The sequence below is a fragment of the Bacillus norwichensis genome (assembly GCF_014836955.1).
In the GTDB taxonomy this organism is placed as follows: Bacteria; Bacillota; Bacilli; order Bacillales; family Bacillaceae_C; genus Siminovitchia; species Siminovitchia norwichensis.
Genome location: NZ_JACSPV010000019.1, coordinates 1 through 25,552 on the forward strand (window position 1 = coordinate 1; position 25,552 = coordinate 25,552).

22 protein-coding genes are annotated in these 25,552 nt (G+C 40.4%); 8 read left to right on the forward strand and 14 right to left on the reverse strand.

Annotated features, from left to right (window positions below; translation table 11 throughout):
* From H9631_RS11930 to rodA, 8 genes are all read right to left on the reverse strand, one after another.
* Positions 1 to 212: arginase family protein (locus H9631_RS11930; RefSeq protein WP_191813044.1), on the reverse strand; the 212-nt coding region annotated here is incomplete at its 3' end.
* 73 nt (positions 213 to 285) lie between these two features.
* Positions 286 to 1,440 (reverse strand): iron-containing alcohol dehydrogenase, encoded by a 1,155-nt coding sequence (locus H9631_RS11935; protein ID WP_191813046.1) that lies wholly within the window; start codon positions 1,438 to 1,440, stop codon positions 286 to 288.
* A gap of 21 nt (positions 1,441 to 1,461) precedes the next feature.
* Positions 1,462 to 2,109, reverse strand: coding sequence for a cyclase family protein (locus tag H9631_RS11940; protein WP_191813048.1), 648 nt, complete (start codon positions 2,107 to 2,109; stop codon positions 1,462 to 1,464).
* Complete coding sequence (locus H9631_RS11945; RefSeq protein ID WP_191813049.1) at positions 2,099 to 2,917, reverse strand: carbon-nitrogen hydrolase family protein; 819 nt, start codon at positions 2,915 to 2,917, stop codon at positions 2,099 to 2,101. Before H9631_RS11945 ends, H9631_RS11940 begins: the two co-directional genes overlap by 11 nt.
* Entirely contained in the window at positions 2,914 to 4,272 is a 1,359-nt protein-coding gene (locus tag H9631_RS11950; protein WP_191813051.1) for a purine-cytosine permease family protein, read from the reverse strand. The genes H9631_RS11945 and H9631_RS11950 overlap by 4 nt, the downstream gene beginning before the upstream one ends.
* A 517-nt stretch (positions 4,273 to 4,789) precedes the next feature.
* The gene (locus H9631_RS11955) at positions 4,790 to 6,205 is read right to left on the reverse strand and encodes a purine-cytosine permease family protein (protein WP_191813053.1); all 1,416 of its coding nucleotides are present in this window, start codon (positions 6,203 to 6,205) and stop codon (positions 4,790 to 4,792) included.
* Positions 6,206 to 6,238: 33 nt separating this feature from the next.
* Positions 6,239 to 6,409, reverse strand: coding sequence for a hypothetical protein (locus H9631_RS11960; RefSeq protein ID WP_191813055.1), 171 nt, complete (start codon positions 6,407 to 6,409; stop codon positions 6,239 to 6,241).
* Between the two features lie 519 nt (positions 6,410 to 6,928).
* The gene (gene rodA, locus H9631_RS11965) at positions 6,929 to 8,104 is read right to left on the reverse strand and encodes a rod shape-determining protein RodA (RefSeq protein WP_191813057.1); all 1,176 of its coding nucleotides are present in this window, start codon (positions 8,102 to 8,104) and stop codon (positions 6,929 to 6,931) included.
* Positions 8,105 to 8,482: 378 nt separating this feature from the next.
* Between rodA and H9631_RS11970 the strand changes: the two genes are divergently transcribed.
* Positions 8,483 to 8,632 (forward strand): lmo0937 family membrane protein, encoded by a 150-nt coding sequence (locus H9631_RS11970; protein WP_191813059.1) that lies wholly within the window; start codon positions 8,483 to 8,485, stop codon positions 8,630 to 8,632.
* A gap of 456 nt (positions 8,633 to 9,088) precedes the next feature.
* On the opposite strand, the gene H9631_RS11975 is transcribed toward H9631_RS11970, so the two are convergent.
* Positions 9,089 to 9,535, reverse strand: a complete 447-nt coding sequence (locus H9631_RS11975) for a GNAT family N-acetyltransferase (protein ID WP_191813061.1) — start codon at positions 9,533 to 9,535, stop codon at positions 9,089 to 9,091.
* A 382-nt stretch (positions 9,536 to 9,917) separates the two neighbouring features.
* On the opposite strand from H9631_RS11975, the gene H9631_RS11980 reads away from it, so the two are divergent.
* From H9631_RS11980 to opp4C, 5 genes are all read left to right on the forward strand, one after another.
* Entirely contained in the window at positions 9,918 to 10,901 is a 984-nt protein-coding gene (locus H9631_RS11980; RefSeq protein WP_191813063.1) for an ABC transporter ATP-binding protein, read from the forward strand.
* 20 nt (positions 10,902 to 10,921) lie between these two features.
* Positions 10,922 to 11,917 (forward strand): ABC transporter ATP-binding protein, encoded by a 996-nt coding sequence (locus H9631_RS11985; RefSeq protein WP_404801741.1) that lies wholly within the window; start codon positions 10,922 to 10,924, stop codon positions 11,915 to 11,917.
* A gap of 87 nt (positions 11,918 to 12,004) precedes the next feature.
* Positions 12,005 to 13,660, forward strand: a complete 1,656-nt coding sequence (locus H9631_RS11990) for a peptide-binding protein (RefSeq protein WP_191813068.1) — start codon at positions 12,005 to 12,007, stop codon at positions 13,658 to 13,660.
* Positions 13,661 to 13,736: 76 nt separating this feature from the next.
* A complete protein-coding gene (locus H9631_RS11995; RefSeq protein ID WP_191813070.1) occupies positions 13,737 to 14,687 on the forward strand; it encodes an ABC transporter permease in 951 nt (316 codons plus the stop codon).
* A 13-nt stretch (positions 14,688 to 14,700) separates the two neighbouring features.
* Positions 14,701 to 15,612, forward strand: coding sequence for an oligopeptide ABC transporter permease (gene opp4C / locus H9631_RS12000; RefSeq protein ID WP_191813072.1), 912 nt, complete (start codon positions 14,701 to 14,703; stop codon positions 15,610 to 15,612).
* A gap of 77 nt (positions 15,613 to 15,689) precedes the next feature.
* On the opposite strand, the gene H9631_RS12005 is transcribed toward opp4C, so the two are convergent.
* Positions 15,690 to 16,133, reverse strand: a complete 444-nt coding sequence (locus tag H9631_RS12005) for a VOC family protein (RefSeq protein ID WP_191813074.1) — start codon at positions 16,131 to 16,133, stop codon at positions 15,690 to 15,692.
* Positions 16,134 to 16,220: 87 nt separating this feature from the next.
* On the opposite strand from H9631_RS12005, the gene H9631_RS12010 reads away from it, so the two are divergent.
* The gene (locus H9631_RS12010) at positions 16,221 to 17,159 is read left to right on the forward strand and encodes a helix-turn-helix transcriptional regulator (RefSeq protein WP_191813076.1); all 939 of its coding nucleotides are present in this window, start codon (positions 16,221 to 16,223) and stop codon (positions 17,157 to 17,159) included.
* A 711-nt stretch (positions 17,160 to 17,870) separates the two neighbouring features.
* Here the strand turns inward: H9631_RS12010 and H9631_RS12015 are convergent.
* The 4 genes from H9631_RS12015 to mprF form a co-directional block, all read right to left on the reverse strand.
* Positions 17,871 to 18,437 carry a DUF1641 domain-containing protein gene (locus tag H9631_RS12015; RefSeq protein ID WP_191813078.1) on the reverse strand — a complete coding sequence of 189 codons (567 nt, stop codon included), beginning with the start codon at positions 18,435 to 18,437 and terminating at the stop codon, positions 17,871 to 17,873.
* A complete protein-coding gene (gene fdhF / locus H9631_RS12020) occupies positions 18,430 to 21,390 on the reverse strand; it encodes a formate dehydrogenase subunit alpha (RefSeq protein WP_191813080.1) in 2,961 nt (986 codons plus the stop codon). The genes H9631_RS12015 and fdhF overlap by 8 nt, the downstream gene beginning before the upstream one ends.
* A gap of 273 nt (positions 21,391 to 21,663) precedes the next feature.
* The gene (locus H9631_RS12025; protein ID WP_404801738.1) at positions 21,664 to 22,152 is read right to left on the reverse strand and encodes a CarD family transcriptional regulator; all 489 of its coding nucleotides are present in this window, start codon (positions 22,150 to 22,152) and stop codon (positions 21,664 to 21,666) included.
* 247 nt (positions 22,153 to 22,399) lie between these two features.
* Positions 22,400 to 24,931 carry a bifunctional lysylphosphatidylglycerol flippase/synthetase MprF gene (gene mprF / locus H9631_RS12030; RefSeq protein WP_191813084.1) on the reverse strand — a complete coding sequence of 844 codons (2,532 nt, stop codon included), beginning with the start codon at positions 24,929 to 24,931 and terminating at the stop codon, positions 22,400 to 22,402.
* Positions 24,932 to 25,266: 335 nt separating this feature from the next.
* Here mprF and H9631_RS12035 point away from each other — a divergent pair, with 335 nt between their 5' ends.
* Entirely contained in the window at positions 25,267 to 25,434 is a 168-nt protein-coding gene (locus tag H9631_RS12035) for a hypothetical protein (protein WP_191813086.1), read from the forward strand.
* Positions 25,435 to 25,552 lie beyond the last annotated feature (118 nt).

A 25,552-nucleotide genomic window follows, 5' to 3' on the forward strand; every position in this document is an offset into this window, starting at 1 on the left:
GGATTGTACGGACGGAGCAACACAGAAAAGTCTCGAATATGCTGGGGGCCGAACCGTTGACCTGTCCGGTTGGATGCCGCCGTGTCAAAAGGAACACCAAGCACAGCGAAGTCAATATCATCAGTTGTTCTGACCTGTTCCAATCTCATAAAAGTCCTATTGCCCACAAAGCGTGGAGATTGGGATGAGTCTATCGGTCTATACTTTGGCATCATTAGAGCCCTCCTTGTAAAAAAATATGAAGTTAAGATTTTTTCTAACTTACGAGTCTTACCGATTTTGCTCTTATTCTTCAAATGCCTCTTCTATAATTTCCAGGTACTCCTCTTCGGATATTTCTTTAGCATTGCTTTCATCCATTGGAGTTTCTTTTGCTACTTTGGCTAAATGTTTAAAGTCTTCTGGAGACACTTTTTTTAATTCACTAAACTTTGGTAAGTTCAATTTTTCCCTCAATTTCATTATGAGGTTGAATCCTTCTAAAGCAGCCTCTTCTTCGGATGTAACATTTTTATCGGCTCCCAATAAATAAGCGATCTCAGCATGCCTGGACCAATCAGCTGTAATATTACGCCTAAATACAAAAGGTAAAAAGATACTATTTAAAACACCATGTGGTAAATCGTAATAACCGCCTATCGCTTCGGAAAGGCAGTGTACACTCCCTACATTAGAATTGTTAAAAGCAATTCCTGCCATCATGCTTGCATTTAACATCGCCTGACCGGCTTCCTGATTCTTTGAATCACTGACCAAGTCCTCAATATTTTCCTTAATCATGACGATAGCCTTATATGCCAACGCATCTGTCATCGGTGAAGCAAAACGGGACGTATAAGCTTCTATTGCATGTGTCAAGGCGTCCATTCCCGTACTTGCCGAAACAGAAGGCGGAAGGGTTCTAATTAAATCAGAATCTAATAGCGCCATTCTTGGAGCTACCTTTGGATCAACAATTCCCATCTTAAAGTTCCTTGCTGTATCTGTGATAACTGCAATCCATGTTACTTCACTACCGGTACCTACTGTAGTAGGAATACAAATTAAAGGAGTGATATTTCGTTCAAGCGTAAAATCGCCTTCCCAATCCTTTATGCTGCCTTCATGAGTCAGTAAAACACCTACTCCCTTAGCAAAATCCATTACACTGCCACCACCAACAGCAATAAGACCATCAACGGAATCCTCCCGCGCACGCTTGGCGACAGTCTCAACTTCTGTATTTTTTGGATTCGGATTGACATGGTCAAAAACGGTGATGTTTAAACCTTCCTGTTTTAAACTCTCGTAAATTCCATCCAACAGACCGGCATTAACAATTGCTTGATCTGTCACAATCAGTACATTCTTTGCACCATATTCTTTTAAATAAAATCCGGACTTCTTAGCTACACCCGGCTCAGATAATACGTTTGTTTGCATCGTAAATTGAAAGTTCATTTATATACAGCTCCTTTTATGTTAACAATCTATCGCAATGGCCCTCACAGGCGATCCATCTCCATGAGAAATTTTTAACGGGAGTGCGACAATCAGCGGATGATCAAAAGTGATCTGATCAAAGTTCGTAAAATTCTCTCCAATAATCCCATTCACCATTGTAATGGTCTCGTGCGCCAGAAAACTTTCTCCACTTGGCGGATCAATATTCAAGGCATCTATTAAAAAGGTGCGGACACCCAATTTCAGCATTTTGAGTATGACTTCAATATCAACGTAAGGGTGATTGAAATATTCCTGTTCACCTAAATATCTTGTCCAACCAGTATGAATTAAAGCTATTTTTCCTGGTCCGAGTTTATCGAAATATGGAGCAGCATCCTCAACTGTGATCGCCTCCCCACCTGTTTTATGGGTAGCGGGAATCAAAACTCCTTCGCCAATAAAACTTTCCAAAGGAAGCTGGTCAATACTCTTACCTTCTTTCCTGAAATGAAAAGGAGCGTCCACATGTGTTCCAGTATGTGAACCTATATCCAAATAAGAAGTATTATAGCCATGTTTTTCAATCGTGGTTGCTGCCCGGATATTTGGTCTCGGATCCCCTGGGAAGATTGGAAGATCATTTTCCAATGACAAGGTTAAGTCCACGATCTTTTTAATATTCATCGCGTTTTCCCTTCCATTGAATCTCATATAAATCTATCCGTTCATCGGAACGCATCGAATAAAATTTTTCTTTAAGCTCCTGCCTTTTGGCGATATCTATCTCCGCAGTAACAACGCTGCCCTCCTCGGTCTGGCTTCCACTTATTCTTTCTCCATCCGGACCATAAACAGCAGACCTTCCAAAAAATTGAATATCCTCGTCCTCACCGGTATAGTTGCACGTAGCCAAATAAACTGTATTATCCATTGCCCTTGCCGCCGCCATTCGGCAGTAAGAACCTTCATAAGGCCTCTCCCATGCACTTGGTGCGAGAATGATGTCCGCCCCTTGTTGTTCAAGCAAACGTGCAAGCTCTGGAAAGGCCATATCCCAACAGATCATAAAGCCGAAATTCCCCAGCTCAGTTCTTACGGTAACAAGCTTGTTACCCGCTGAAAAAAGATGTTTTTCCAAAGGCGTAAGGTGCATTTTTTGATAAGTTGCCAAAAGATCACCTTCAGGACTAATAAAATTCATGGAATTAAATAGTTTGTCATCCTTTTTTTCAATAAAGCCGTAACCAATGTATAGTTCAAACTTTTTCGCTAAACCTGATACGAATCGAAAAGAAGGGCCGTCTGCAGACTCAGCTTTGTTTCTCACGTGCTCTTCCGAAAATATATAACCGGAAACTGCCGCTTCCGGAAACAAAATTAGCTTTGTTTCCGGATGCTTTTGCACGCAGTCCATAATATGTGACTCCATTAAAGTTAAATTTTCTCCGTAGTTGAAATCATCCTGTACTACAGCTAGTTTCCATTTCTTCATACCGCTTTTTTACCTTTCAGATTTTCTATTGAACTTGAACGCATCACTTTTGTCAGTACAACATAAAGAATTCCAGATACAAAGAATGTCAGAACCGTCGAACCAATTGCCAGTGGACTTACATACGTGAAGAAGAGAGCAAAAGCAGCACTCAATACATAGGCAACATATGCTGCCGGATGAACACCTTTTACATAGCGATATAAGCCCTTAGTATTAAAAGCAATATCTTCTGCGTCATAGTTTCTCTTTTTTACGATATAATAGTCTGCCAAAACAATGGCGAAAATAGGAATATATAATGTTGCGATAAAAAGGACAAAATCAAAGAAATGTGTCATCAATCTCTCTTTGAGCAGTGCACCAGCTACTGTAATGACGCCTAGTACAATGGCCGTCTTCCAAAAGGACGTTTTTGGAAACACGTTCAAAAATGACATATTGGCGCTATAAAGGGCCATCGCATTCGTTGAGACGACAGATAGGAACACCACAATTGCAGCAATTAACCCGAATCCATGAGCCGCAAGCAATACCACTGGATCATACGTCTGCTCCATTCCAAGCACTAAGCTGAAACCACCCACAGCTGCACCGAGACCAAATGCTACCATTGAGGCCAGTACATACCCTATATAAGTGGCAATCATTCCGCTTGTTTCCGACTTAGCACTTCGGTTGTAATCGCAAACAGAAGACATCCAGGAAAAAGCGGTTGCAATAACGATATCAAAAGCAATGATGAATGTTGTTTCAGGGTTTTCAGATAACTGAAGTTGAATCAGAGCATGGACATCATATGCCGTAAATAATTTATAAAAGACCATAAATGACAATATGAGCATGGCTGTTGAAATAAAGCGCTGTGCTGTATCAATTCCGCGTATACCATAGATTGTAATTAGCACAACTATAGCCTGCGTTAAAATAGTAAATAAATTAATATTGCTGTACCCTGTTAAAAATTGAACAGCATAATCAAAGCTCAAGCCTGCCATATATGCTTGAATCCAGCTCCAGCCGACAAGTATGATCGTATTGGCAGCTGCCGGCAGAAGGGAACCTTTCTGACCAAAGGCTGCTCTTGTGATAACCATCGTCGGCAGGCCAGTATTTGTACCGACCCTTCCCATCAGCGCAATTGGGATAGCTCCAATGGCTGACCCTAAAAAAATAACCTTTAGTGCATCCAAAAAGGATATGTCGGGCAGCAACAACATCCCAGTTAATATAGTCGTAATCACAAAGTTAGCTGCTACCCAAATTGAAAAAATACCAAAAAATCCTACTGTTCGCTGCTGCATTGACAGCGGGCGGATATTATCATTTCCCAACGCGGCCTGCAAACGAGCCATCTTCATTCCCCCTTTTATTTACCTGAATATATTTTTTTCTGCCTTCCTTTCTAACTAAATATCGCAAAAAACGTGCCAACAAAAACAATTGGTTAGATGGCGTTTACATTCTCTTTTGATTCGTTTTTGGATTAAAACAGATATTATCGATGCATCAATGTATTTTAATTTAAATTTGAATTAAACATATTCATTTATTTTCATATTCATTGAGGCATAAATCATGTTGTTCACCAACAATTAATCCGGACTAGCTATCTTGATTTCCAGCAAGTTCTCCTTAGTGTCCCATCTTCCTATGTTTTTCAGTAAAAATCTTTTATACGGTGACCAGACTAAGCCTAGCCAACCGAGATAAAGGACAAAGCTCGACTTACAGAAGCACCTAGTTAAATTGCGAATTTCATGCTGAAAATACGCAAACCAAATGCGCCTTGACGTATTTGCGCCCCCACTGAGCTAAGATGCTAATGCCACTTACAGAAGTGAACTTTTCGAATACAGGAGCAAATGAAGCTTATGAAGCACTTTTTTGTTTTTTATTGCTTCCATAATAACCGCCCAACCCTTTTGGAATAACAAAAAATTTTGTAATTAAGTAATATAGGATGCCCGCTAAAAGCATAGCCGGCAATGTAGCCGAAGCATAATCAAAGAATGCTGACCCTTCAAGACTAATCGGATCAAGTATTAAAAAGTATATGAACACCGAAACAGCAACTGATACGACAGGGGTAATATTATAACCTCGAACAAATTCATAAGGCTTTTCAGGTGTATCGATATAAAGCTCTCTCATGTTTACATGCTGTTTTCGTAAAATATAGTAATCCACAAACATAATAGCTGATAATGGCCCAAAGACCGTTCCACATGCTGCTAAAAACAGGCTAAAGTTCCCATAGATTGCGTCAGGGAAGAATACAAACACAGCAGTGCAGGCTAAAAATATCAATGTTAGTTTTTCCCACTTCATTACTCTAAAAAACTTTATCTGCTTTAAAGCTAAACAAGTAGAATAGACAAGTGATGTCATAGAGGTAACATTGGCAAAAGCAATAAAAACTAAAGCGATCAAACCGAGTATCGGTCCACCTATCGGAATCATCCATGCTGTTGGATCGCTATCCCCGATGGCGAGTCCAGCTAAGAGTCCAATCATCGTTCCCAAAACCGCACAAATATTAATCCCTACCATATTTGGCCATAAGGAAGCACGCTCAGATTTTGTTAAACGTGCCAACCCTCCCATGATCGGCCACCAGGAAAACCCTGAACCAAGGCCCAATTCAAACGCAACTATATAGTTGTGTAAATCGCTTGAAAAGGGGCTTATTGGCTGCAACGCTAACATTTCACTAAAACTGTATTGCTGAGACAGCATGTAAAACATCACAATTAACATAGTGACTAACAATGGGGCGACAATACGATTCAACCAATTGATGGAATTTGAACCCCTTGAAACAATTGCCCAGCTTATCACTATTGCTAAAAGAGCAAAAATGATGACAACTTTGTTAGAGACTGGCGGTGTATTCGTGACGGCACCATATACATTACTGCTTGCCTTTCCGAACATGACAGCCAACGTTGCCACCCATCCAAATTCTACAATTACCATTAATATAACTGGAATCTTGGTTCCTTTTTTTCCAAATACACTTCGTAAAAATACATACTGATCAATTCCGTACCTGCTTGACGGTATCGCGTTTGATAAAGCAACAAAAAGAACAGAAATCGTGTTTCCTGCTAATGTAACAATAAACCCCATTTTCAGACCAACGAAAAGTGACAACGTACCTCCAATTAAAAAGCTCCATGTTGCAATAGCAAGTCCAATATTTACCATTGAAAAGTCAAAGCTGCCCCAAGTTCTCTCTTTGGGAAGAAGAGGCAGAAGATCGCTTTGTCCATTAGATTTCCCCAATTTAAAACACCTCTTTCGTTATCAATAACTCCTTTATATCTGCCAACCGAGAAATAATAATACAATAGAAAAAATGCCAAAAATCCATATTAAAACATAATCAATGCCCTTTAACCTTTTCTCAGGTGTATCTGAATCATTTATTATCTCGATTCTTCTTTCCAACTCTTCCACAAATTCTTGATCGAATTCAGAAGTGTTCATCCTGTCTCCCCCCAACTCTAAATATTTCAAATGAAAGCACATTCAAACATGCAAAAATTCGGAAAAATATTATTTAATGGATTCTAATCCTTTAGTACCTTCAAGCTCATTTCAGTAATTAAAGCCTGATTTTGATAATCTTTAATACGAGAAACTAATTTGTAGTCTGGCATCGGTTTCATTCTCTTTAGAAAAACCTTTCTTTTAAAATTGCAAGGATCTTAGTCAGCACATGACCTTTTCAATACATATAACATTCCTCCCAAAATGAAGCGTATACAAATCAGTCCACTCATTCTTACAGCGTAGATAGTTCTTTATGCTTACTTTCCAATTTATAATGCAAATAGCATGCCAAATAAAATAGCCCTTCACTAACCCTTATGTTGACATATGTCGAAAAAGGGCAATTCAAATATGAATCCAAACTACAAAACTTGATTTATTTTTGCATTTTAATTCATATTTGAATTAAAATGCAAAAATAAAGAGCGCCCCGCCTAAGCGAGCCGCCCTTACTTAATCATTCGAAGAAAACATATACTTTTTAAAATGGTAACGGATAGACATGATGATCCCGATCGCCAGCATATTGGAGAGCAGCGAACTTCCACCATAGCTGATGAAAGGAAGCGGAATACCTGTAATCGGCAAAAGTCCTATGGTCATGCCGATATTTTGAAAAACGTGAAATGTAATCATCGAGATAACCCCAACACAAATATAGGAATAAAAAGGATTTTTCGTATCAAGACCGACTCTTGTAATCTGATAAATCAGCAGGAAAAAGAGACTGATGACGATGCTTCCACCTATAAAGCCGAACTCCTCTCCAAGCGTACTGAAGATAAAGTCCGAATGGCTTTCCGGCATGTATACTTCCCTGTTTCCAAATCCTTTTCCGCTTGTCATCCCCGAACCGATTGCCTGTAGTGATTTTACAAGCTGGAAACCTTCATTCGACTGATATGTATACGGGTCAAGCCAAGAATAAATCCGTTTGAACTGATATGGTTTTACGCCAAAATACTTTAAATACTGCGGCATTTCAATCGCAATATAAAGAACCGTTCCCCCTAACAGAGTAACTCCTGAAAAAATAGGGACCAATAGTTTCCATGTGATTCCAGATACGAGAACCATTCCCAAGAAAATGGCCAAGAATACAAGAGAAGTTCCGAGGTCAGGTTGCTTTAAAATGAATAACACAGGCACCGCTATCGCAAACCCAAGCTTGAGCAATAGCCAAAAATCCGTTTTCGTCGTTTTATGGATAAACTTCACATGATGATCAGTAGCAATTCTAGCCAACACCAATATCGTAAATACTTTCATGAATTCCGATGGCTGAATAGCTCCAACTTTAGGTATGAAAAACCAACTTTGTGCGCCGTTTACCTTTCTTGTAAAGTCAATATTATCCGGCGCAAGAAATAAAACAATCAGCATAAAAAGCCCTATTCCATATAAGTACCAGGAAATTTTTCTCAGTTGTTCCGAATCAAACTGCATAACAAAAACAGCCACAGCTGATCCGAGTGTATACCAAAATACCTGCTGAAAGACGAAGTTTTGTTTATACTGCCCCGTTGTCTGGGCGCTATAGATAATGACCAAGCTTGCGATCATCATCAGCATCAAAGTTAATATGATCCCGTAATCGATTTTGGGAATTTGTCTTCTCTGTGAGGTCATTCCAATTCTCCTCTTTAATGAAAAAATAACGCTGTAACCATCTTAACATTATACTGAATGATGAATGATTTAAAAAGCAACAATTTATGTCGATTTCCGATAAAATACGAAAAACGGAATTTTTTTAATAGCACATTTTACTTTCAGCAATGCTTCCAAAGACTACTACCTTACTTTAACATAAAACAGTGCTAAGTTACCGATCAACTATTTTTATAATGCCCTCTATCCGCTCCCTTAAACGACGGAAAAACCATACTTTTCCTATCCTATTACACAACTACTGCATCCTGCTTTTACCAAAAAGAAAATGTTTTAAATCGACTTGTACTAGGTAAACATAAAATATCAAGTATCCAAACGAAGGGAAGTGAAAAGATGCTTTGGACAATCATTGGTATATTGATTGTATTATGGATTCTAGGCCTTGTCGCCAAGATCGGCGGAGCACTCATTCATATTCTGCTTGTAGCGGCCGTCATCATCTTTATCGTTTATTTGGTTATGAGAAGAAATAAAGCGAGGTAATCAGATTTAAACTCAGTCACAATATGAAAACTCCTTGGTAAGTGTAAGAAAACACAATAAAGATTTTTACTGTAGCTGAACAAATGCTATAATCACAAAGTACTAAAAAGAATGAACATGAGGCATCCGCCGAAGGCTTTAACTTGTTTGATCCTGGGTTTGAACCCCACTGAATGGAATACCAATAGGCTTTCATCTCACCATTGACAGAAGACCTTTGCTGAATAAAGTTAAAACTGGTCTCTAAAAAGCTCCTAAAATGAATCAGCCGAAAGCAATTTCATCGGCTGATTTTTATTTTGACAGCTATTTTCTATTATTGTGACCGTTTTGACTAAAAGCGATTTAAGATGGGCACGCCAACCGTACCCCGCTTAACTGTAAACCGCTTAAGGTCCGCACCTGCCTTCGCTCATTAAGTAATGAAAAAACCTTTCTGGCCCTCCCATTTCATGCTTATTCAAATTTCAGGAGCATATCAGCATGCGGAATTCCCTCGTCCAAATACACTTCTGAAATTTTTTCAAATCCGAAAGAACCATAAAAGTTTAGTAAATATTCCTGAGCCTGTAACCTAACCGCCTCTACCTTCAGTTCTTCACGTATAAAATCCAGAGCCTTGGTCATCAATTCAGTAGCCAAGCCGCGTCCTCTGTATGACTCTTTAACCAACACTCTTCCTATGGACAGCTCCTGATACGCAGTACCTGTAGGCAGTATTCTAGCATAGGCAGCAATCTCTTTCCCTTCGCAAGCATATAGATGATATGAAGACTGATCAAAGTTATCGATCTCCCTATATGCGCATTGCTGTTCCACAACAAAAACATCCACACGCTCTCGCAATATGTTATAAAGCTCATCTATGCTCATTTCATCAAAAGCTTTTAATTTCCACTCCATCTCCGGTATCATCCCCCTTACTATTTTTATTGAATTATAACAGAACCCATTTATAGTGGTGGGTTATTAGGACTTTATTAGTGCTATGCTTAATGGGATAGATCATAAATTTAGTAAGAACCATTAACTTTCTGAAGATGCGATCATGCTAGTAGCAAGGCATTCAGCTTAAAATAATCATATTTCTCTATGAAGATGCATATTTTACTATGACTGAATAGATTTGAAGCTATACAATATCCTTCATCAGTCCTAGGAATAGCCCATACGGCTCATGTGTTTAAATTAAAAGATTGATATAGTGAAAATAACTTTTTTTCGACACCGACAATTCCCTAAATAACTTCACAGCAACATGAACCCAAGGATGGTGATTTGAAAATTGACAGCTTTATTAGATGTACAAAATTTAAAAACTCACTTTTTTACCAATAAGAAAGTAATCCCTGCAGTGGACGGTGTTGACATTAAAATCAACAAAGGGGAAACTGTTGCCCTAGTCGGGGAATCCGGCTCTGGAAAAAGCATTACCTCCCTTTCAATTTTGAAATTAGTTCCAAGTCCACCAGGAGAAATCGTAGATGGTATCATCAATTTTGATGGCATTGATTTGGCAGCGCTTCCGGAGGATGAAATGTACCGTATCCGTGGAAATGATATATCTATGATTTTTCAGGAGCCAATGACCTCTTTAAACCCCGTTTTGACAATCGGCGAGCAAATCACCGAGGTGTTGATCTATCACAAAAAGCTATCCAAAAGAGAGGCGGCTAGAAAGGCTGTCGATCTGCTGAAAATGGTGGGATTTCCCCGTGCCAAAGAGATGCTTGCTGAATATCCACACAGACTGTCTGGTGGAATGAGACAACGCGTTATGATTGCCATTGCCATGAGCTGTAATCCGAAATTGCTCATCGCCGATGAACCAACAACTGCATTGGATGTAACAATTCAAGCTCAAATCCTCGATTTGATGAAAAATTTGAGTGAGCAGTTTCAGACCTCCATCCTATTGATTACTCATGACCTTGGTGTCGTTTCCGAAATCGCCGACAAAGTACTTGTTATGTATTGTGGACAGGTTGTAGAAGAGGCTTTGGTTGATGACTTGTTCAACAAACCATTACACCCATATACTGCCGGCCTCATGAATTCAATACCATCAATGGACAATGATTCTGAAAGACTTGTACCGATTCAGGGTGGCGTGCCTTCCCCTGAACACTATCCAAAAGGATGCCGCTTTGCTTCCCGCTGCCCTCATGCATTTGACCGTTGCATTCAGGAAAACCCCAACCTGACAGCAGCTGAAAGCTCCCGGTTGGTACGCTGCTTTTTATACGCCGAGGAGGAGAGCACATTATGACGACAAGCCTGGAGAAACGGATGCCTTTGAAGGAAAATGAAACAGAATACCTGCTTGAAGCTGTTAACTTGACCAAGTATTTTCCAATTAAATCAGGTGTCTTTCAAAGGACTACCGGGCATATCAAAGCAGTCGATGGGATCTCCCTCTTTGTAAAAAAAGGCGAGACACTGGGGATTGTAGGTGAATCTGGCTGTGGAAAATCAACTGCTGGCCGTACATTCATCCGATTGTATGAGCCAACAGAAGGAAAAATTCTTTTTAAAGGGAATGATATTTCACACCTTTCTGAAACCACTCTCAGCCGTACTGTCAGAAAAAATATTCAAATGGTTTTTCAAGATCCATATGCATCCATGAATCCTCGGAAAACGCTGAAATCAATTTTAAGCGAGCCGCTTATCACACATCAATTATATGATAGGAAAGGCCGCGATGAGAAAATTTCTGAACTATTAAATCGAGTGGGACTCAACCCTTCCTTTATTAACCGTTATCCACATGAGTTTTCAGGTGGACAGCGTCAGCGGATTGGGATAGCGCGGGCCCTGGCTCTTCACCCAGAATTGATCATAGCAGACGAGGCAGTTTCAGCCCTTGATGTCTCCATCCAAGCGCAAATTATTAATTTAATGAAGGATCTGCAAGAAGAATTTAGCCTTACGTATATCTTTATTTCCCATGATTTGAGTGTTGTCCGCCATATAAGCGACCGGGTCGCGGTCATGTACCTGGGAAAAATCATGGAGTTTGCACGAAAAAAAGATTTATATGGAGAGCCGCTCCACCCTTATACGAGAGCCTTGCTTTCTGCTGTTCCTGTGCCTAGAAAAAGCGGCGGGAAAGATCGAGAACGGATTGTTTTAAAAGGGAATCTGCCAAGCCCGGCTAACCCGCCCTCTGGGTGTGTCTTCCACACAAGATGTCCAGCAGCAATGGATGTATGTCGGAAGGTCACGCCTGAATTTCAAGAGTTGGAAACAGAGCATTTTATTGCTTGTCATTTATATCAGTAAAGCTGATCTCCAATACTTGAAAGGGGGGATTCACGACAGATTGATTATCTATTGAATACAAAAATTTTGTAATAGGGGGATTGAGCAATGAGAAAACCGGCTGGGTTAATATTGTGCATGATGCTTGTTCTTTCGTTGTTTCTGGCCGCTTGCAGCAACGGGGATAAAATAGAAACGGACGGGAAGAAATCCTCGAACAATGGTCAAGCAACTGAGAATACAGAACCAGTGGATGGCGGAGACCTTGTCATGGGGTATTCGGGATCACCTACTATGTTTAATTCGATGTACTCAGATGATACTGCAAGCGGGGATGTCGAAGACTTGATTTTTGATAGGCTTGTAGGCTCGAATAAAGAAGACTTCACGCCCAATACGGATGAACTGGCTGAGAGCGTCGAAGAATCCGAGGATGGATTGACGTATACGGTTAAATTAAAAGAAGGTATCAAATTCCACGATGGTGAAGATTTGACAGCAGATGATGTCGTGTTTACTTACAACATACCGCTAAATGAAGATTATGACGGACCCCGCAAGTCCTATTTCGAAGCATTGAAAAGCATTGAGAAAGTTGATGACTTAACTATTAAGTTCCATATGAAAAAAGTAGATGCACAGTTCCACACTGTCGGATTGAGCTTCGGCATTTTACCGGAGCATATTTTAAAAGACGTTCCTGTCAGCGAACTTGGAGAACATGAATTCAATACAAAAAATCCGATTGGTACAGGTCCCTTTAAATTTGTGGAGTGGAAAGACGGCGAATATCTAAAAGTGGAAGCATTTGAAGACTACTACCAGGGCCGCCCACATTTAGATTCAATCTCAATGAAATTTGTACCGGATGCTAACGCCATGCTGACACAGCTCCAAAATCGGGATATAGATTTCTGGGCAGGAGTCCCCCCTTCTGATATTGATACAATAAAATCTTTCCAAGATGATATTGGCATAAAAATTGAAGAGGGTTTGGCACTTTCCTATACATTCTTTGCAGGAAACTTAAGAAATGATTTATTTAAAGACAAAGAAGTGCGTCAGGCAATCACTCATGCGATTGACCGTGAGACGATTGTAAATGAAATTATGGAAGGCTATGGGGAAGTGGCTCATGTTCCCGAAAGTCCATTGAGCTGGGCATATAATGAGAACGTACCGCATTTTGACTACGATCCGGAAAAAGCGAAGAAAATGCTGACAGATGCCGGCTGGAAACCAGGTAGTGACGGCATTCTTGAAAAAGACGGTAAAAAATTCTCCTTCGAGGTAAAGACAAATCAAGGAAATAAAGTAAGAGAAGACATCGTTGTGCTGCTTCAAGAGCAACTAAAGGAAGTTGGCATTGAAGCGAAACCGAAAGTAGTAGAATTCAGTTCCCTTATAGCCGATGTGGACCCTGGAGTCTGGAACTTCGATGCAGTCGTCTTAGGCTGGGGTCTCGGAACCGATCCAGATCCAAGTGGGCTTTTCCATACGAAGGAGATTGAAAAAGGCTTAAATTTTATCGGTTACTCAAATCCAGCGCTTGATAAATTGATGGAGCAACAGCTTCAGGAGAAGGATAGGGACAAACGAAAAAAATTAATCGGTCAAATCCAGACCAATCTTGCCGAAGATCAACCGTATACTTTCCTTTATTATCCAATAGAATTCCGAGCGATGCCTACTGAATTAGAAGGCTACGAATTCCATGCTAAAGAGGTTATTTACAAGCCGCAGCAGTGGTGGCTGAATAAATAATAACGCTAGGATATGGGAAATGAGCACCCATTTCCCATATCCTTAATTGATTAAACAGCGAAAAGGAGCATAGCGAATGATTTCATATATTATTCGGCGGATCCTTATGGCCATCCCTTTGATGCTCGGGATCACCATTCTGTCATTTGTGATCATTAAAGCCGCTCCCGGAGGACCGACAGCTTTGCTAATGAATCCAAATACAAAACCTGAGGACAGGATAAAGTTTGAAGAAAAATACGGATTGAATGATCCTATTTATGTTCAGTATGGAAAATGGCTTGGAAATATGGCTAAGGGAGACTTTGGTACATCACTCATCCGGAGAGGGGTGCCCGTCAGTGACATGATTTTAAATAGACTGCCAAATACCCTGCTGCTAATGGTAACCTCCACAATATTAGCATTCCTCATTGCCGTGCCGCTCGGTATTTTTTCCGCTATGAGACCCTATACGAAACTGGATTATACTGTCACGGTAGGTTCTTTTCTTGGTGTAGCCACCCCGAATTTCTGGCTTGGTATTATGTTGATTATTCTCTTCGGTGTGCAACTTGGGTGGTTTCCTACCGGCGGCGTAGCGACACTGAACGCACCATTCAGTATATGGGACAGGCTTCATCATCTGATTATGCCGGCATTTGTCCTGGCGGCAGCAGATATGGCTGCATTAACCCGCTATACGCGTTCCAGCATGCTCGAAGTCCTGCAACAGGATTATATCAGAACGGCTAGAGCCAAAGGCTTCAGAGAACGAGCTGTTGTATGGAAACATGGTTTGAGAAATGGACTTATCCCTATCATTACAATGTTCGGTCTGATGTTACCCAATTTCATCGGAGGAGCCGCCATAACCGAATTGGTTTTTAGCTGGCCTGGTATTGGAAGATTGTTTATTGAATCAGCCTTTACACGAGATTACCCTGTAATCATGGCATTGACAGTCTTAACAGCTGTATTTGTTGTCATCGGAAACTTGTTAGCAGATATTCTATATGCCATTTTTGATCCGCGGATTGAGTATTAAGGGGGGATTTTGTATGGCACAAACAAACTATGATCCGACAATGAACAACCTAAATATGAACCCCGAAATAAAAGAAAAGCCGGAAACTCTTACAAAAATATTCTTCCGGAAATTTACAAGAAATAAATTGGCCGTATTTGGGGCGATCGTTTTGGCAATCATCATTCTTTCTGCTATTCTTGCCCCATTGATAGCTCCATACAATCCGGGAACCACCGACTTAGCGAATAAACTGGCTCCACCAAGCTCGGAAAACTGGCTTGGAACCGACCGTTTTGGAAGAGATATTTTTACAAGGTTATTATTTGGTGGCAGAATCTCTTTGCTTGTAGGCTTTGGATCTGTAGCAGGAGCTTTATTGATTGGAACGACGATTGGTGCCATTGCCGGTTATTACGGTGGAATGATTGATTCTGTCTTAATGAGATTTGTCGATGTCATCATCTCCATTCCTACGATATTCCTGCTGATCACGATTGTAACGATTTTTCAGCCAAGCGTAGACAAACTGATTCTTATTTTTGCTATTACCTCATGGACCACCACCGCTAGAATGGTACGCGGAGAATTTTTAAGCTTGCGGACAAGAGAGTTTGTCCTCGCCTCCAGAACCATTGGGACAAGTCCAGTAAAAATTATATTCAGTCATATTTTACCTAATGCAATGGGACCCATTGTTGTCACGGCCACATTGTTAGTAGGCACAGTCATATTATCGGAAGCTGCCTTAAGCTATTTGGGCCTGGGCGTCCAACCTCCTACTCCAAGCTGGGGAAATATGCTTGAGGATGCTCAAAACTTCACGGTTTTACTTAAAGCCCCTTGGTATGCGGCATTTCCCGGATTGATGATTTTGATTACAGTCTTGTGTTTTAATTTTGTAGGAGACGGTCTAAGGGATGCGCTTGATCCTAAGGGGGATTAAAGTAACGAGTCCTCAATAGGGTAAAACCAAAAAAACCGGTTCTGTTCATGAGCAGAGCCGGTTTTCACATTTATCGTTTAAAAATCATGGACGGTGACACAAAGCTGGATAACGATTCCAAACGGATCGCGAATAATCGCATACCCGGGGCTAAATACATTTTCTTTAAATGGTGTTAAAACAGTCACTTTCTCATGCTGAGCGAGAGATTCATATAGATTTTGAATAACATTCTTATCTTTAGATTGTATACACAATGATGAGCTATTGCCTAATTGCCAGGGGCGCGAAGTATCCATTTCTTCTTCCGCCATCATTAGTTTATTCGCACCTATTTCCAAAACAGAGTGTGTTATATATTCATCTTGCCCCTCCTCATAACTAAAACGAGGATTCATTTCCTTCATGTCTTTGTAGTTTTTCTTAAAAAGAACTTTAGCTCCTAAATATTTTTCATAAAATGTAATAGCTTCAGCTGCATTGCCATTCAAAGATAAAAATGGGATTACTTCAACATTCATTTTATTGCCTCCCTCACTAATTTTAATTACACTTACAAGTATAGTGAATAAAGGTGACAATTTAAGGCACCTTTAAGGGGTGTTTTTATGAAAAAATCAGAGCGTCTCAATCAAATGCTGCGCTTCATTAATCGGCAACAACATTTTACCCTTCAAGATTTAATGCAGGAATTTCAAATTTCAAAAAGAACAGCATTAAGAGACGTCGCTTCATTAGAGGAATTAGGAGCGCCAATTTATGCAGAGTATGGCCGCTATGGAGGATATCGCCTGCTTCATCAAATGCCGCTTCCTCCCATTTCTTTTAGTAGCCAAGAAATCTACGCACTTTATTTTGCAATGCAAGCCCTTCGAAGCTTTTCAAATTTGCCGTTTCAAGTATCTTTTCATTCCATACATGCAAAATTTATAAGCGAATTATCGGAAAGCCAAAGACAAGAAATAGAAAGAATGCAAAATAGAATATCTTTTCGGCATACTGAGCAAATCAAGGATAGTGCGCATTTAGAAATGTTATTAATGGCAGCTGTGAAAAATAGTGTTTTAAAAATAGAGTATCAAAAAGCTCATCAAAAGAGCACTCGTCACATTCAGCCGCTCTCTATTTATTCAATGAAAGGCTATTGGTATTGTCAATCTTATGATATTGATAAAAAAGCTTACCGTGTTTTCCGTTGCGACCGCATCATGTCCGCTGAATTAACGGATATCCCCCCTTTAGAGAATTTAAATGAAATGAACATGCAAAATGCTCATTCACTTTGGAAACCATCCGAACAAGCGCTTCAATTGAAATGTACGGTCACTCAAACCGGGATAGAACACTTTCAACAAGAACATTATCCTTCAATGAAGCTAGTCCATAAAACAGAAAGTACATTTATTATTGGTTGGTATGAGCCAAACGAAGTTGACTTCATCATCAAATACCTTGCAGGATTTGGAAAATCCATACGTATTATCGAACCTACTATTTTAAAAGAAAAATTAAGACAGTACTATAGAGACTTACTCGATCATATTTAGAACTTCCTTGTGAAAACTTCTATTAATAGAACAGCAAATTGATGCGGCAATTAATTAGATCAAAGTGCGCAGCTTCCAATAGCGAATTAGCTTCCCAGTTTTATTTTTACGAATAGGACAATATTCCTAGTAAACCGGGTCATATTTCGAGTTTCTGGGCAGTACCGCTTTTTTCGGACTTGATTTTTTCGTTGTATTTCAGCATCTACACCCACATTTGTTTAGTATCCTTCCCCACTTAGTCTTGCCTAAATAGGAATGCGAAAGGTCGCGAAGCCTTAGGACAAGCACAAAGATTGCGAGGAGACAGTCTCTTAGCCATGACTTGATCCCTGTGCTAATAGCACTCGGCCGGCTCAAGTAACGACGTCCTGTCGCCTAGCTTGCACTAGTACTTCCTGTACGTTGGCAGGCTCAAGTCGCGACGTCCTGTCGCTTCGCTTGCACTAGTACTTCCTGTACGTCGGCAGGCTCAAATCGCGATGTCCTGTCGCTTCGCTTGCACTAGTACTTCCTGTACGTCGGCAGGCTCAAATCGCGACGTCCTGTCGCTTCGCTTGCACTAGTACTTCCTGTACGTCGGCAGGCTCAAATCGCGACGTCCTGTCGCTTCGCTTGCACTAGTACTTCCTGTACGTCGTAGCTGGACAAAGTAAAACTTCCCTTGAATTTTCCGAAATAAGTTTTACTCAAAAAAAGCCGAGGGCTACTTTACCCGCGGCTCGTTTCCTTTTTAGGTTCCTGCGTCCCTCCTGTGTTCATGGATGGATCTGCTGGGGCTGGTTCGTTTTTTTCTAAATGGCTGACATCTGTCCCCATGCCCCTTAGGAATTCCAAAAGCAGGGTGATCGACCGATTGATTTCAGGGTCACGTAATGCTCGTGCTATACCAAGATAGCCTGTTTTTTCTGCTTCTTTCTCTTCTATTTCCGCAACCCTGGCGATTCCTGCATTTATTTTTAATAAAATTGGTTCAAGTTGGGTGACGTTAATCATGCCAATAGTTCCGATAAGCAAAAGGAGATTTTTGATAGAATTCTTATTTTCAGGCATGTTGGCTAAATTGACTGCAATATCGAGAACTTTGTCCCCTTGTCCAAGTACCCCTTTGGCTATGTCCAGAATCCCTCGTTGTTTCAAGTAACCAATGACTTCGATGACTTCCATTATGGAGTCTTTATTGGTCAAAAGAGCTTCTTCAATTTCCAAAAAATCCTTCTTTTTTTGGGTTTCCTCGTCAACCTGCTTAAATTGGATATTTTTTAACGGCTCAGCCATTTTTCTCCAGCCCCTTCCCTTTCACAAAATGACCAGGGAAATTATAATCATCTCTAGCCCATTTCCTCTCAACCTCCACCCCTTTTTGAGGATTGGGATTTCCAAAACGGTGATTGATTCTTGGTAGAGGGTCTTCTCCCTTCTTCTCGACTATTTCCATTTTCACCATGATATCTTTATAGGCTGGGGTATCCGTATCCTTATCTGCGAAGCTGCTGGTTAATAGGTTGATGGCCGCATTTCCGGCATCATTCATTGGCAGATATACTTCCTTTCGTTTTACGCGGTCCGTCACATGACATTTGACAACTGCCTGTCCATATGGAGATATAAGCCTGACAAGTGTTCCACTTGCAACCCCTCTTTCTTTTGCAAGCTCGGAAGAGACCTCCAAGAAAACACTTGGTGTCTTTGATGAAATCCCCTTGGAACGGTATGTGAGATTTCCTTCATGGAAATGCTCCAGCAAACGTCCATTATTCAAATGGATGTCGTATTCATCCTCATATTCAAGCGGCGTTGTCCATTTGACTGGAAAAAGCTTTGCTTTTTTATCCGGGAATGGAAAACCGTCTGTGAAAAGAAGCGGGGTATCTGTGCCATCCTCTTTTACAGGCCATTGGAGCGTATTATATCCTTCCAGTAATTCGTATCTTACACCAGCAAATAAAGGCGCTAGCTTTGCCGTTTCTTCCATGATTTCACTTGGATGCTCGTATTTCCAATCTGCCCCAAGCTTATTGGCGATTGCCATGATGATTTGCCAGTCAGGCTTTGAATCTCCAAGTGGTTCAAATGCCTGATACAGCCGTTGGAAACGCCGTTCAGTGTTTGTGAAAGTCCCTTCTTTCTCCAGACTTGGAGAGGCTGGCAAAATAACATCGGCGTATTCAGCCGTTTTTGAAAAGAATATATCCTGAACAACGAAGAAATCAAGTTTTTCAAACCCGGCTCGGACGTAGTTAATGTTGGAGTCGACCAAAGCCATTTCTTCTCCCTTTAAATATAGAGCCCTTAATGTTCCGGCATGCATCGCGTCCACCATTTCATGATTGTTTAAGCCCGGGTGCTCGGGAATCTCTGTCCCCCAAGCCTTAGAATATTTGGCACGCACTTTAGGATCAGCCACTTTTTCATAAGCTGGAAACCTATCCGGCATACTGCCGAAATCGCTTGCTCCCTGCACATTATTGTGGCCACGCAGCGGATAAGAACCAGCTCCCGGCCGCCCGTAATTTCCTGTGATAAGCAGCAGATTGGAAATCGCTGTACTTGTGTCACTTCCACCTATCTGCTGCGTAACTCCCATGGCCCAAAGAACCGCAAGACTGTCGGATTCATGGATCATTTCTGCAATTTGGACTAAATCATCTTTGGAAATCTCTGTCACTTGTTCCGCATATTCCAATGTATATTCTTCCAGACTTCTATAGTATTCATCATAACCGTTTACTTTTTCATTGATAAAATTTTTATCAGCCCAGCCTTGATCAATGATATATTTCGTAACGGCCGATAACCAGACAAGATCTGAAGATGGTTTGGGTTTAATAAACTTGTCGGCCCTCTGGGCCATCTCGTGTTCTCTTAAATCTGAGACAACAAGCTTTTGCCCCTTGAGCTTATGCGAGCGTTTGACCCTGGTCGCAAGCACAGGGTGTGATTCTGCTGTGTTTGAACCAATAATCAGCACCATACCTGCTTGTTCGATATCTTTAATGGACCCAGAGTCTCCGCCATAGCCCACTGTGCGGAACAACCCCATTGTGGCGGGCGACTGGCAATAGCGCGAGCAATTGTCGATATTATTCGTTCCAATGACTCCTCTAGCAAGCTTCTGCATTAAATAGGACTCTTCATTCGTACATTTGGAGGAGCTGATAAAAGCCAATGAATGGGCGCCTGATTCTTTTTTGATAGACGTCATTTTTTCCGCGATCAAGTCCAGTGCTTCATCCCATTCCGCTTCACGAAAAGCTTCTCCTTCACGGATAAGGGGTTTGGTTAGACGTTCTTCACTGTTCACAAAATCCCAACCGAACTTTCCTTTAACACATGTGGAAATTCCATTAGCCGGGGCATTAACATTCGGTTCCACTTTTAAGATCTTCCTGCCTTTTGTCCAAATATCAAAGCTGCAGCCAACCCCACAATACGTACAAACTGTTTTCGTCTTTTTGATCCGCTCTTCCCTCATGGCGGATTCCATATCTGAAATAGCGAGAATAGAACCATAGCCCGTTTCTATGTCCTTTGTCAATTCAATCATTGGGCGCAGAGTTTCTCGCTTTAATCCGGTCAAATACCCCGCTTCTCCGACCATTCCTTTTTCCATCATAGCATTGCAGGGACAGACCGTTGAGCAGTGTCCACACGAGACACAGGATGATTCATTGATTGGAATATCATTGTCCCAAATGACACGCGGATGTTCCCGTTCCCAGTCAATCGATAATGTTTCAGTCACCTGGACATTTTGGCATGCTTCCACACAGCGGCCGCAAAGAATACATTGATCAGGATCATACCTATAAAAAGGGTGTGAGTTGTCCACCTCGTAAGGCTTAGGCTCAAAGGGGATGCTTTGGTGATTGATTTTCATATCTTTTACAGTGTTATGTACCTCACAAGTGCCATTATTGTAATCGCAGACGGTACAATACAACTCGTGATTATGCAAAATTTGATCCATTGCAATGACTTGTGCATCTTTAGTTTCCTTCGTTCCCGTTTCTACTACATCACCGCTTTTTATTTCCGTGGAACAGGAACGAACCAAATTACCATTTACCTTCACAATACAGGTGTTACACGTTTCAATTGCACCAAGGCTTGGGTGGAAGCAAACATCTGGAATAGGTATATTAAGCGCTTTCAACATTTCCATTACAGTACCTGACCCTTTAACCTGTATCCGCTCACCATCAATGGTTACTTTATATTCCGATGCCAAAATCCAGCTCTCCCTTCATAAATAATTCGAAAGTTCCGATTATATTCGAGTCTACCATTTTAACGCGTATTTTTCAAAAGAACGGTAATACATTACATCCAGCTTTACCTTCTTTAAATAATTATAAACCATTTGGAAAGACGCAATATTGCAATCACATAACGAGTTTCAATAGCGCCTGTTCCATATAATTAATTTTATCTAACAACCCTCATTGTAGAATCCATACAAAAAAAGACCTTCCCTCCATTTTGACAAATGGAGAAAAAGTTCTTAACTTGGCAGCTTCAACAAGCCCTCTGCCTGGCTTTCAGTTATATTTTTGATTAAAGACAGTTCACTAGCAATCAATCTTTTCGCGTTATTCAGCATTTGTTTCTCGCTGGTGTTGAGCGGTTTTTCCTTACTCCGATATTCGAGATCACTCACCACTTCAAGACCCGCTTCAAACGCCCCAGTCTTTATTTTTTCCATGTTCGAACTAAACCTTTGTTTCCATGGGAGTTGGGGTTCATGCTCTGCGTGATAATAATTCTCAAGCATCATCTTTGCCGCCCGCTGGTCAATCACCGAACGTAAACCCGATTTTGATGCTTTTTTTATAGGTAGCATTACATTCATTTGACTGCTTGGAATTGAAATTGAGCAATATTTTTCCAGCTCTCCCCGAAATTCTTTTTCCTCAATGGCTGTCACAATACCTGCTCCGTGCATCGGATAAAAAACTTTATCACCAACTTGGAACAAATTGTCCACCTCCAAATTTACTTACCTGTTCATTATATCACAAATAAGTAAATTTGTTAAATTTAATATTTTATCATGATTTTTTTATTGAATCAATACATTTGATTAAAAAAATATCATTTTTTGTTTACAATTATAACTAAGCTTTTTCATGTCATTAAAAAAAACAAAAATAATTGGCCGGACAATCTGTTCGGCTAACTGTCTTTGCATTTTCTAACGGAAACAGTAAAGAAAGGGCAAAAGCCCGCTCTACATCCATTTACCTTTCGGATCGCTGCACTTTTTTATCAATCAGTAGCGCCGCTTGCAACATCGTGATCAGCAAAGATGATTTTTTTCTATATGCCAGATACTTCGGTTCCCAAGCATTTACATATTTTTCTTTAAATTTTCTCAGCCCTTGAAAATGGTAGAAAAATTGCCCATGAAGGTAAATCTGGGCAGCGATCTTTTCACCTAAAAATGAATACTTGGAAAGACCGACATTCGAAAGAGGAGCCATGCCCAAATTAAATTTTTTATACCCTGACTGCTTTGCCCATTCAAATAGTGAGAGAAAAATGAAATCCATTGTTCCGGAAGATGAACCACCCTTGAATCGCATCAAATCAACCGAGATCGTTTCACCATCATAGACTGGCATTAAGCTTGCAAATCCAATAATTTGCCCACCAGAATCCTTTAAAATAGCAATATCGGATTTATTCAGATAGCTCTCATCAAAAAAGCCTAAGGAAAAGCCTTTTTCCTTTCTGCCTTGAAGCCATTCATCTGAGGTCTCTTTTAAATCATCAAACAATGCCCGGCTGAAAGGCGGTTTAATAATTTGAAAGTCGCCCCCCTCTCTTTTCACCTTGTTGAAGACAGCGCGGGCTCCCTTCATTTTTTTACCTGATAGAGAGAATTCCTGCAAACCGACAAATCCTTCTTCTCCTAATTTAAAAAAGTCAAATCCATTTTCGTGAAGGTACGGCAGCATATCCATACTCACTTCATAAAACACAGGTGTATAGCCGTAAAGGTCTGAAAATCGTTGAATCTCCTCAATTGCGTCCGGAAAATCCACGTATTCTCCAACCGGATCCCCGAGAATCACCAGTTTATCTGCATAGAGTTGATAAGAGAATAGTACCGTTTTTTTGCTGTTCCAAAATATATATTTGTCATGCAAATAAATCAAATGGGTCAAGACATTTCCTTTGAACTTTTTGACATGTTCAAAAATCTCTTTTTCCTGGAATTCGGATTTTTCCATCACCATTTTCCTGGATCTGCCTAGTAAATATCCCGCAGCAAAAACTGCCAAAGCAATCAACAATCCGATCGCAGCGCTAAAAAACAGGTCTTGATAATCCGTTATGACGTAAGGCATCAGCTTTGTCGGCATACTTACCTTTGCTGTCGGTAAACTGAAGTAACCGACTAAAATATAGATCGATGTGATGATAAGAATCACAGCTATATCAAAAATAGTTCTTCCCCATGTCAAAACATAGCTTTCCCGATAAAAGCGGTTCTTTGAAATTCTTAATAGCAGTATCACCACGAGAAGAAAGATTGTTTCTTCATAATCTAGTCCCTTAAACAAGGAAAGTACAGCTGCACCAAACAATACCGCTAAAGTAATTTTATATGCCCACTTCACTTTGTATTCGATTCCTCGTGACAGACCAAGGAGAATAAAACCGGCAGCCACTGTTAACTGATGGGACACATTCATAATAGGTAGCGATAAGAACTCTTCAACCGCTCTTAATCGTTCTAGAATTCCGGGAACTGAAGCGGACAAAAGCAGGATCAAACCAGAAACAAAGACCAATATAGTTAGGGTAAAGTGACTGATTGTTTGAATAACATTGTTTGGAACATTGTTCCAGGCCACATTCCACCTGTCCCAATAATCCTTAAGAAACAAGATCCCTGCAATAATAAAAGGTATAAAAAAGTACCCAATCCGATACATCATTAAAAGGACCATCACTTTCTCGTCCTGTATCCCCAAATAATCAGTTCCCCATATAAAAACAAGGTCGAAGGAACCCAGACCTCCCGGAATCATACTTACGATGCCGGCACAGCTGGCCACAATAAAAATGGGAAACAAATCATGAAAGCTAATATGTATATGAAGCGTTCTAGCCAAAAACCAGATAACTACAAAAATGGCTCCCCACTCACAAAGAGAAACAAAAACCAATTGAGTACGCACTTTTATATCCATTTCCGTATGCTTATGTTTTTTATGAACGAAAAACAACAGAACTGGAAGGTATAGCGCGACTCCAATCACAGCTAGATAAAGCCACTTGGTATTCACAAGCAGCGGAATGTCCCTATATCCTATAAGAACTATCCATGAAAGGACTGAAACTCCAGTCAGGTAAAACAATGATACTGAAGCGATCGTCGTTAACAGAGTCCTCTTGTCCATTTTATGATCCCGATAAAAATAGGTTCTGATCATTAACCCGATGAGTCCGCCAAATCCGATTAAGTTAGAAAAAGTATTCGCAATCAATGACTGTTTCACGAGCTTTTTTTTCGGCGTGTTAACTCTTAACAGTTTGACCATGATTGCATCATAAAAAAACATGGGAATGATCGCGGCAGCCACAACCAATAGAGTGACAGCCATGTCGACAAATTGAATTTGGGACATTTCTCGGCTAAGTAACCCATAATCCAAGCCTTTAGCAAATTTTTGAATCTCATACCCAGCTAAAACGAGCAAAGCCAGCGGGAAAACGATCTTGAGAAAAGAAACTATCCTGTTAATCATCATTTTTTGCATGTCTATCCCCCGCTTGCCAAAGTCTCAAATATTACTTCATGTATAGAATACCCTAAATCCAGCATCCATTTCCAATAGAAAAAAGTGGCTACTCCAGAAACGGAAGGCCACCTTTATTGTTAAAAATATGGCAATATGCTCCTAAAAAAGTAAAACCACCAAATTATGTATTTGGTGGAGACGGTGGGAATCAATTAGGCGGTTTTCCCATCGGTCTAATATTAAGCTAAAAACCTTTATATTAAGTGTTTAGATTAATTGTCAAATACAAGAATAAGCGTTCTGTTTTATTGGTTTGTTACCAAATATGTTACCACAAAACGAGGAGACTGAACATGAAAAAACTACTCTTATACAAAGAAAACGACGAATTCGTACTCGAACACATTAACAGTTTCGGACACTCATTCAAGCGATATTTTATAACCAAACAAGGGTTAGAGGAAGAACTAGAAATGTATGACCCAGCAGTCGAGAATTACCAAGTCATTTACCAATTATAAAAATAAAAACAAAAGAGCACAGCGTGTGTAAGTGGTGTCCCCACACCCTTACACCGTCCGCCTGCAGTACCAGGCAAACACTTGCTGTACCCTTATGAACATTTTACAATCATAGGGT

Bases quoted from the DNA above. Each gene is read 5' to 3' on its own strand.
- H9631_RS11935 (WP_191813046.1), bottom strand. From the start codon at position 1,440: ATGAACTTTCAATTTACGATGCAAACAAACGTATTATCTGAGCCGGGT.
- H9631_RS11940 (WP_191813048.1), bottom strand. From the start codon at position 2,109: ATGAATATTAAAAAGATCGTGGACTTAACCTTGTCATTGGAAAATGAT.
- H9631_RS11945 (WP_191813049.1), bottom strand. From the start codon at position 2,917: ATGAAGAAATGGAAACTAGCTGTAGTACAGGATGATTTCAACTACGGA.
- H9631_RS11950 (WP_191813051.1), bottom strand. From the start codon at position 4,272: ATGGCTCGTTTGCAGGCCGCGTTGGGAAATGATAATATCCGCCCGCTG.
- H9631_RS11960 (WP_191813055.1), bottom strand. From the start codon at position 6,409: ATGAACACTTCTGAATTCGATCAAGAATTTGTGGAAGAGTTGGAAAGA.
- rodA (WP_191813057.1), bottom strand. From the start codon at position 8,104: ATGACCTCACAGAGAAGACAAATTCCCAAAATCGATTACGGGATCATA.
- H9631_RS11970 (WP_191813059.1), top strand. From the start codon at position 8,483: ATGCTTTGGACAATCATTGGTATATTGATTGTATTATGGATTCTAGGC.
- H9631_RS11975 (WP_191813061.1), bottom strand. From the start codon at position 9,535: ATGGAGTGGAAATTAAAAGCTTTTGATGAAATGAGCATAGATGAGCTT.
- H9631_RS11985 (WP_404801741.1), top strand. From the start codon at position 10,922: ATGCCTTTGAAGGAAAATGAAACAGAATACCTGCTTGAAGCTGTTAAC.
- H9631_RS11990 (WP_191813068.1), top strand. From the start codon at position 12,005: ATGAGAAAACCGGCTGGGTTAATATTGTGCATGATGCTTGTTCTTTCG.
- H9631_RS11995 (WP_191813070.1), top strand. From the start codon at position 13,737: ATGATTTCATATATTATTCGGCGGATCCTTATGGCCATCCCTTTGATG.
- opp4C (WP_191813072.1), top strand. From the start codon at position 14,701: ATGGCACAAACAAACTATGATCCGACAATGAACAACCTAAATATGAAC.
- H9631_RS12005 (WP_191813074.1), bottom strand. From the start codon at position 16,133: ATGAATGTTGAAGTAATCCCATTTTTATCTTTGAATGGCAATGCAGCT.
- H9631_RS12010 (WP_191813076.1), top strand. From the start codon at position 16,221: ATGAAAAAATCAGAGCGTCTCAATCAAATGCTGCGCTTCATTAATCGG.
- H9631_RS12015 (WP_191813078.1), bottom strand. From the start codon at position 18,437: ATGGCTGAGCCGTTAAAAAATATCCAATTTAAGCAGGTTGACGAGGAA.
- mprF (WP_191813084.1), bottom strand. From the start codon at position 24,931: ATGCAAAAAATGATGATTAACAGGATAGTTTCTTTTCTCAAGATCGTT.
- H9631_RS12035 (WP_191813086.1), top strand. From the start codon at position 25,267: ATGAAAAAACTACTCTTATACAAAGAAAACGACGAATTCGTACTCGAA.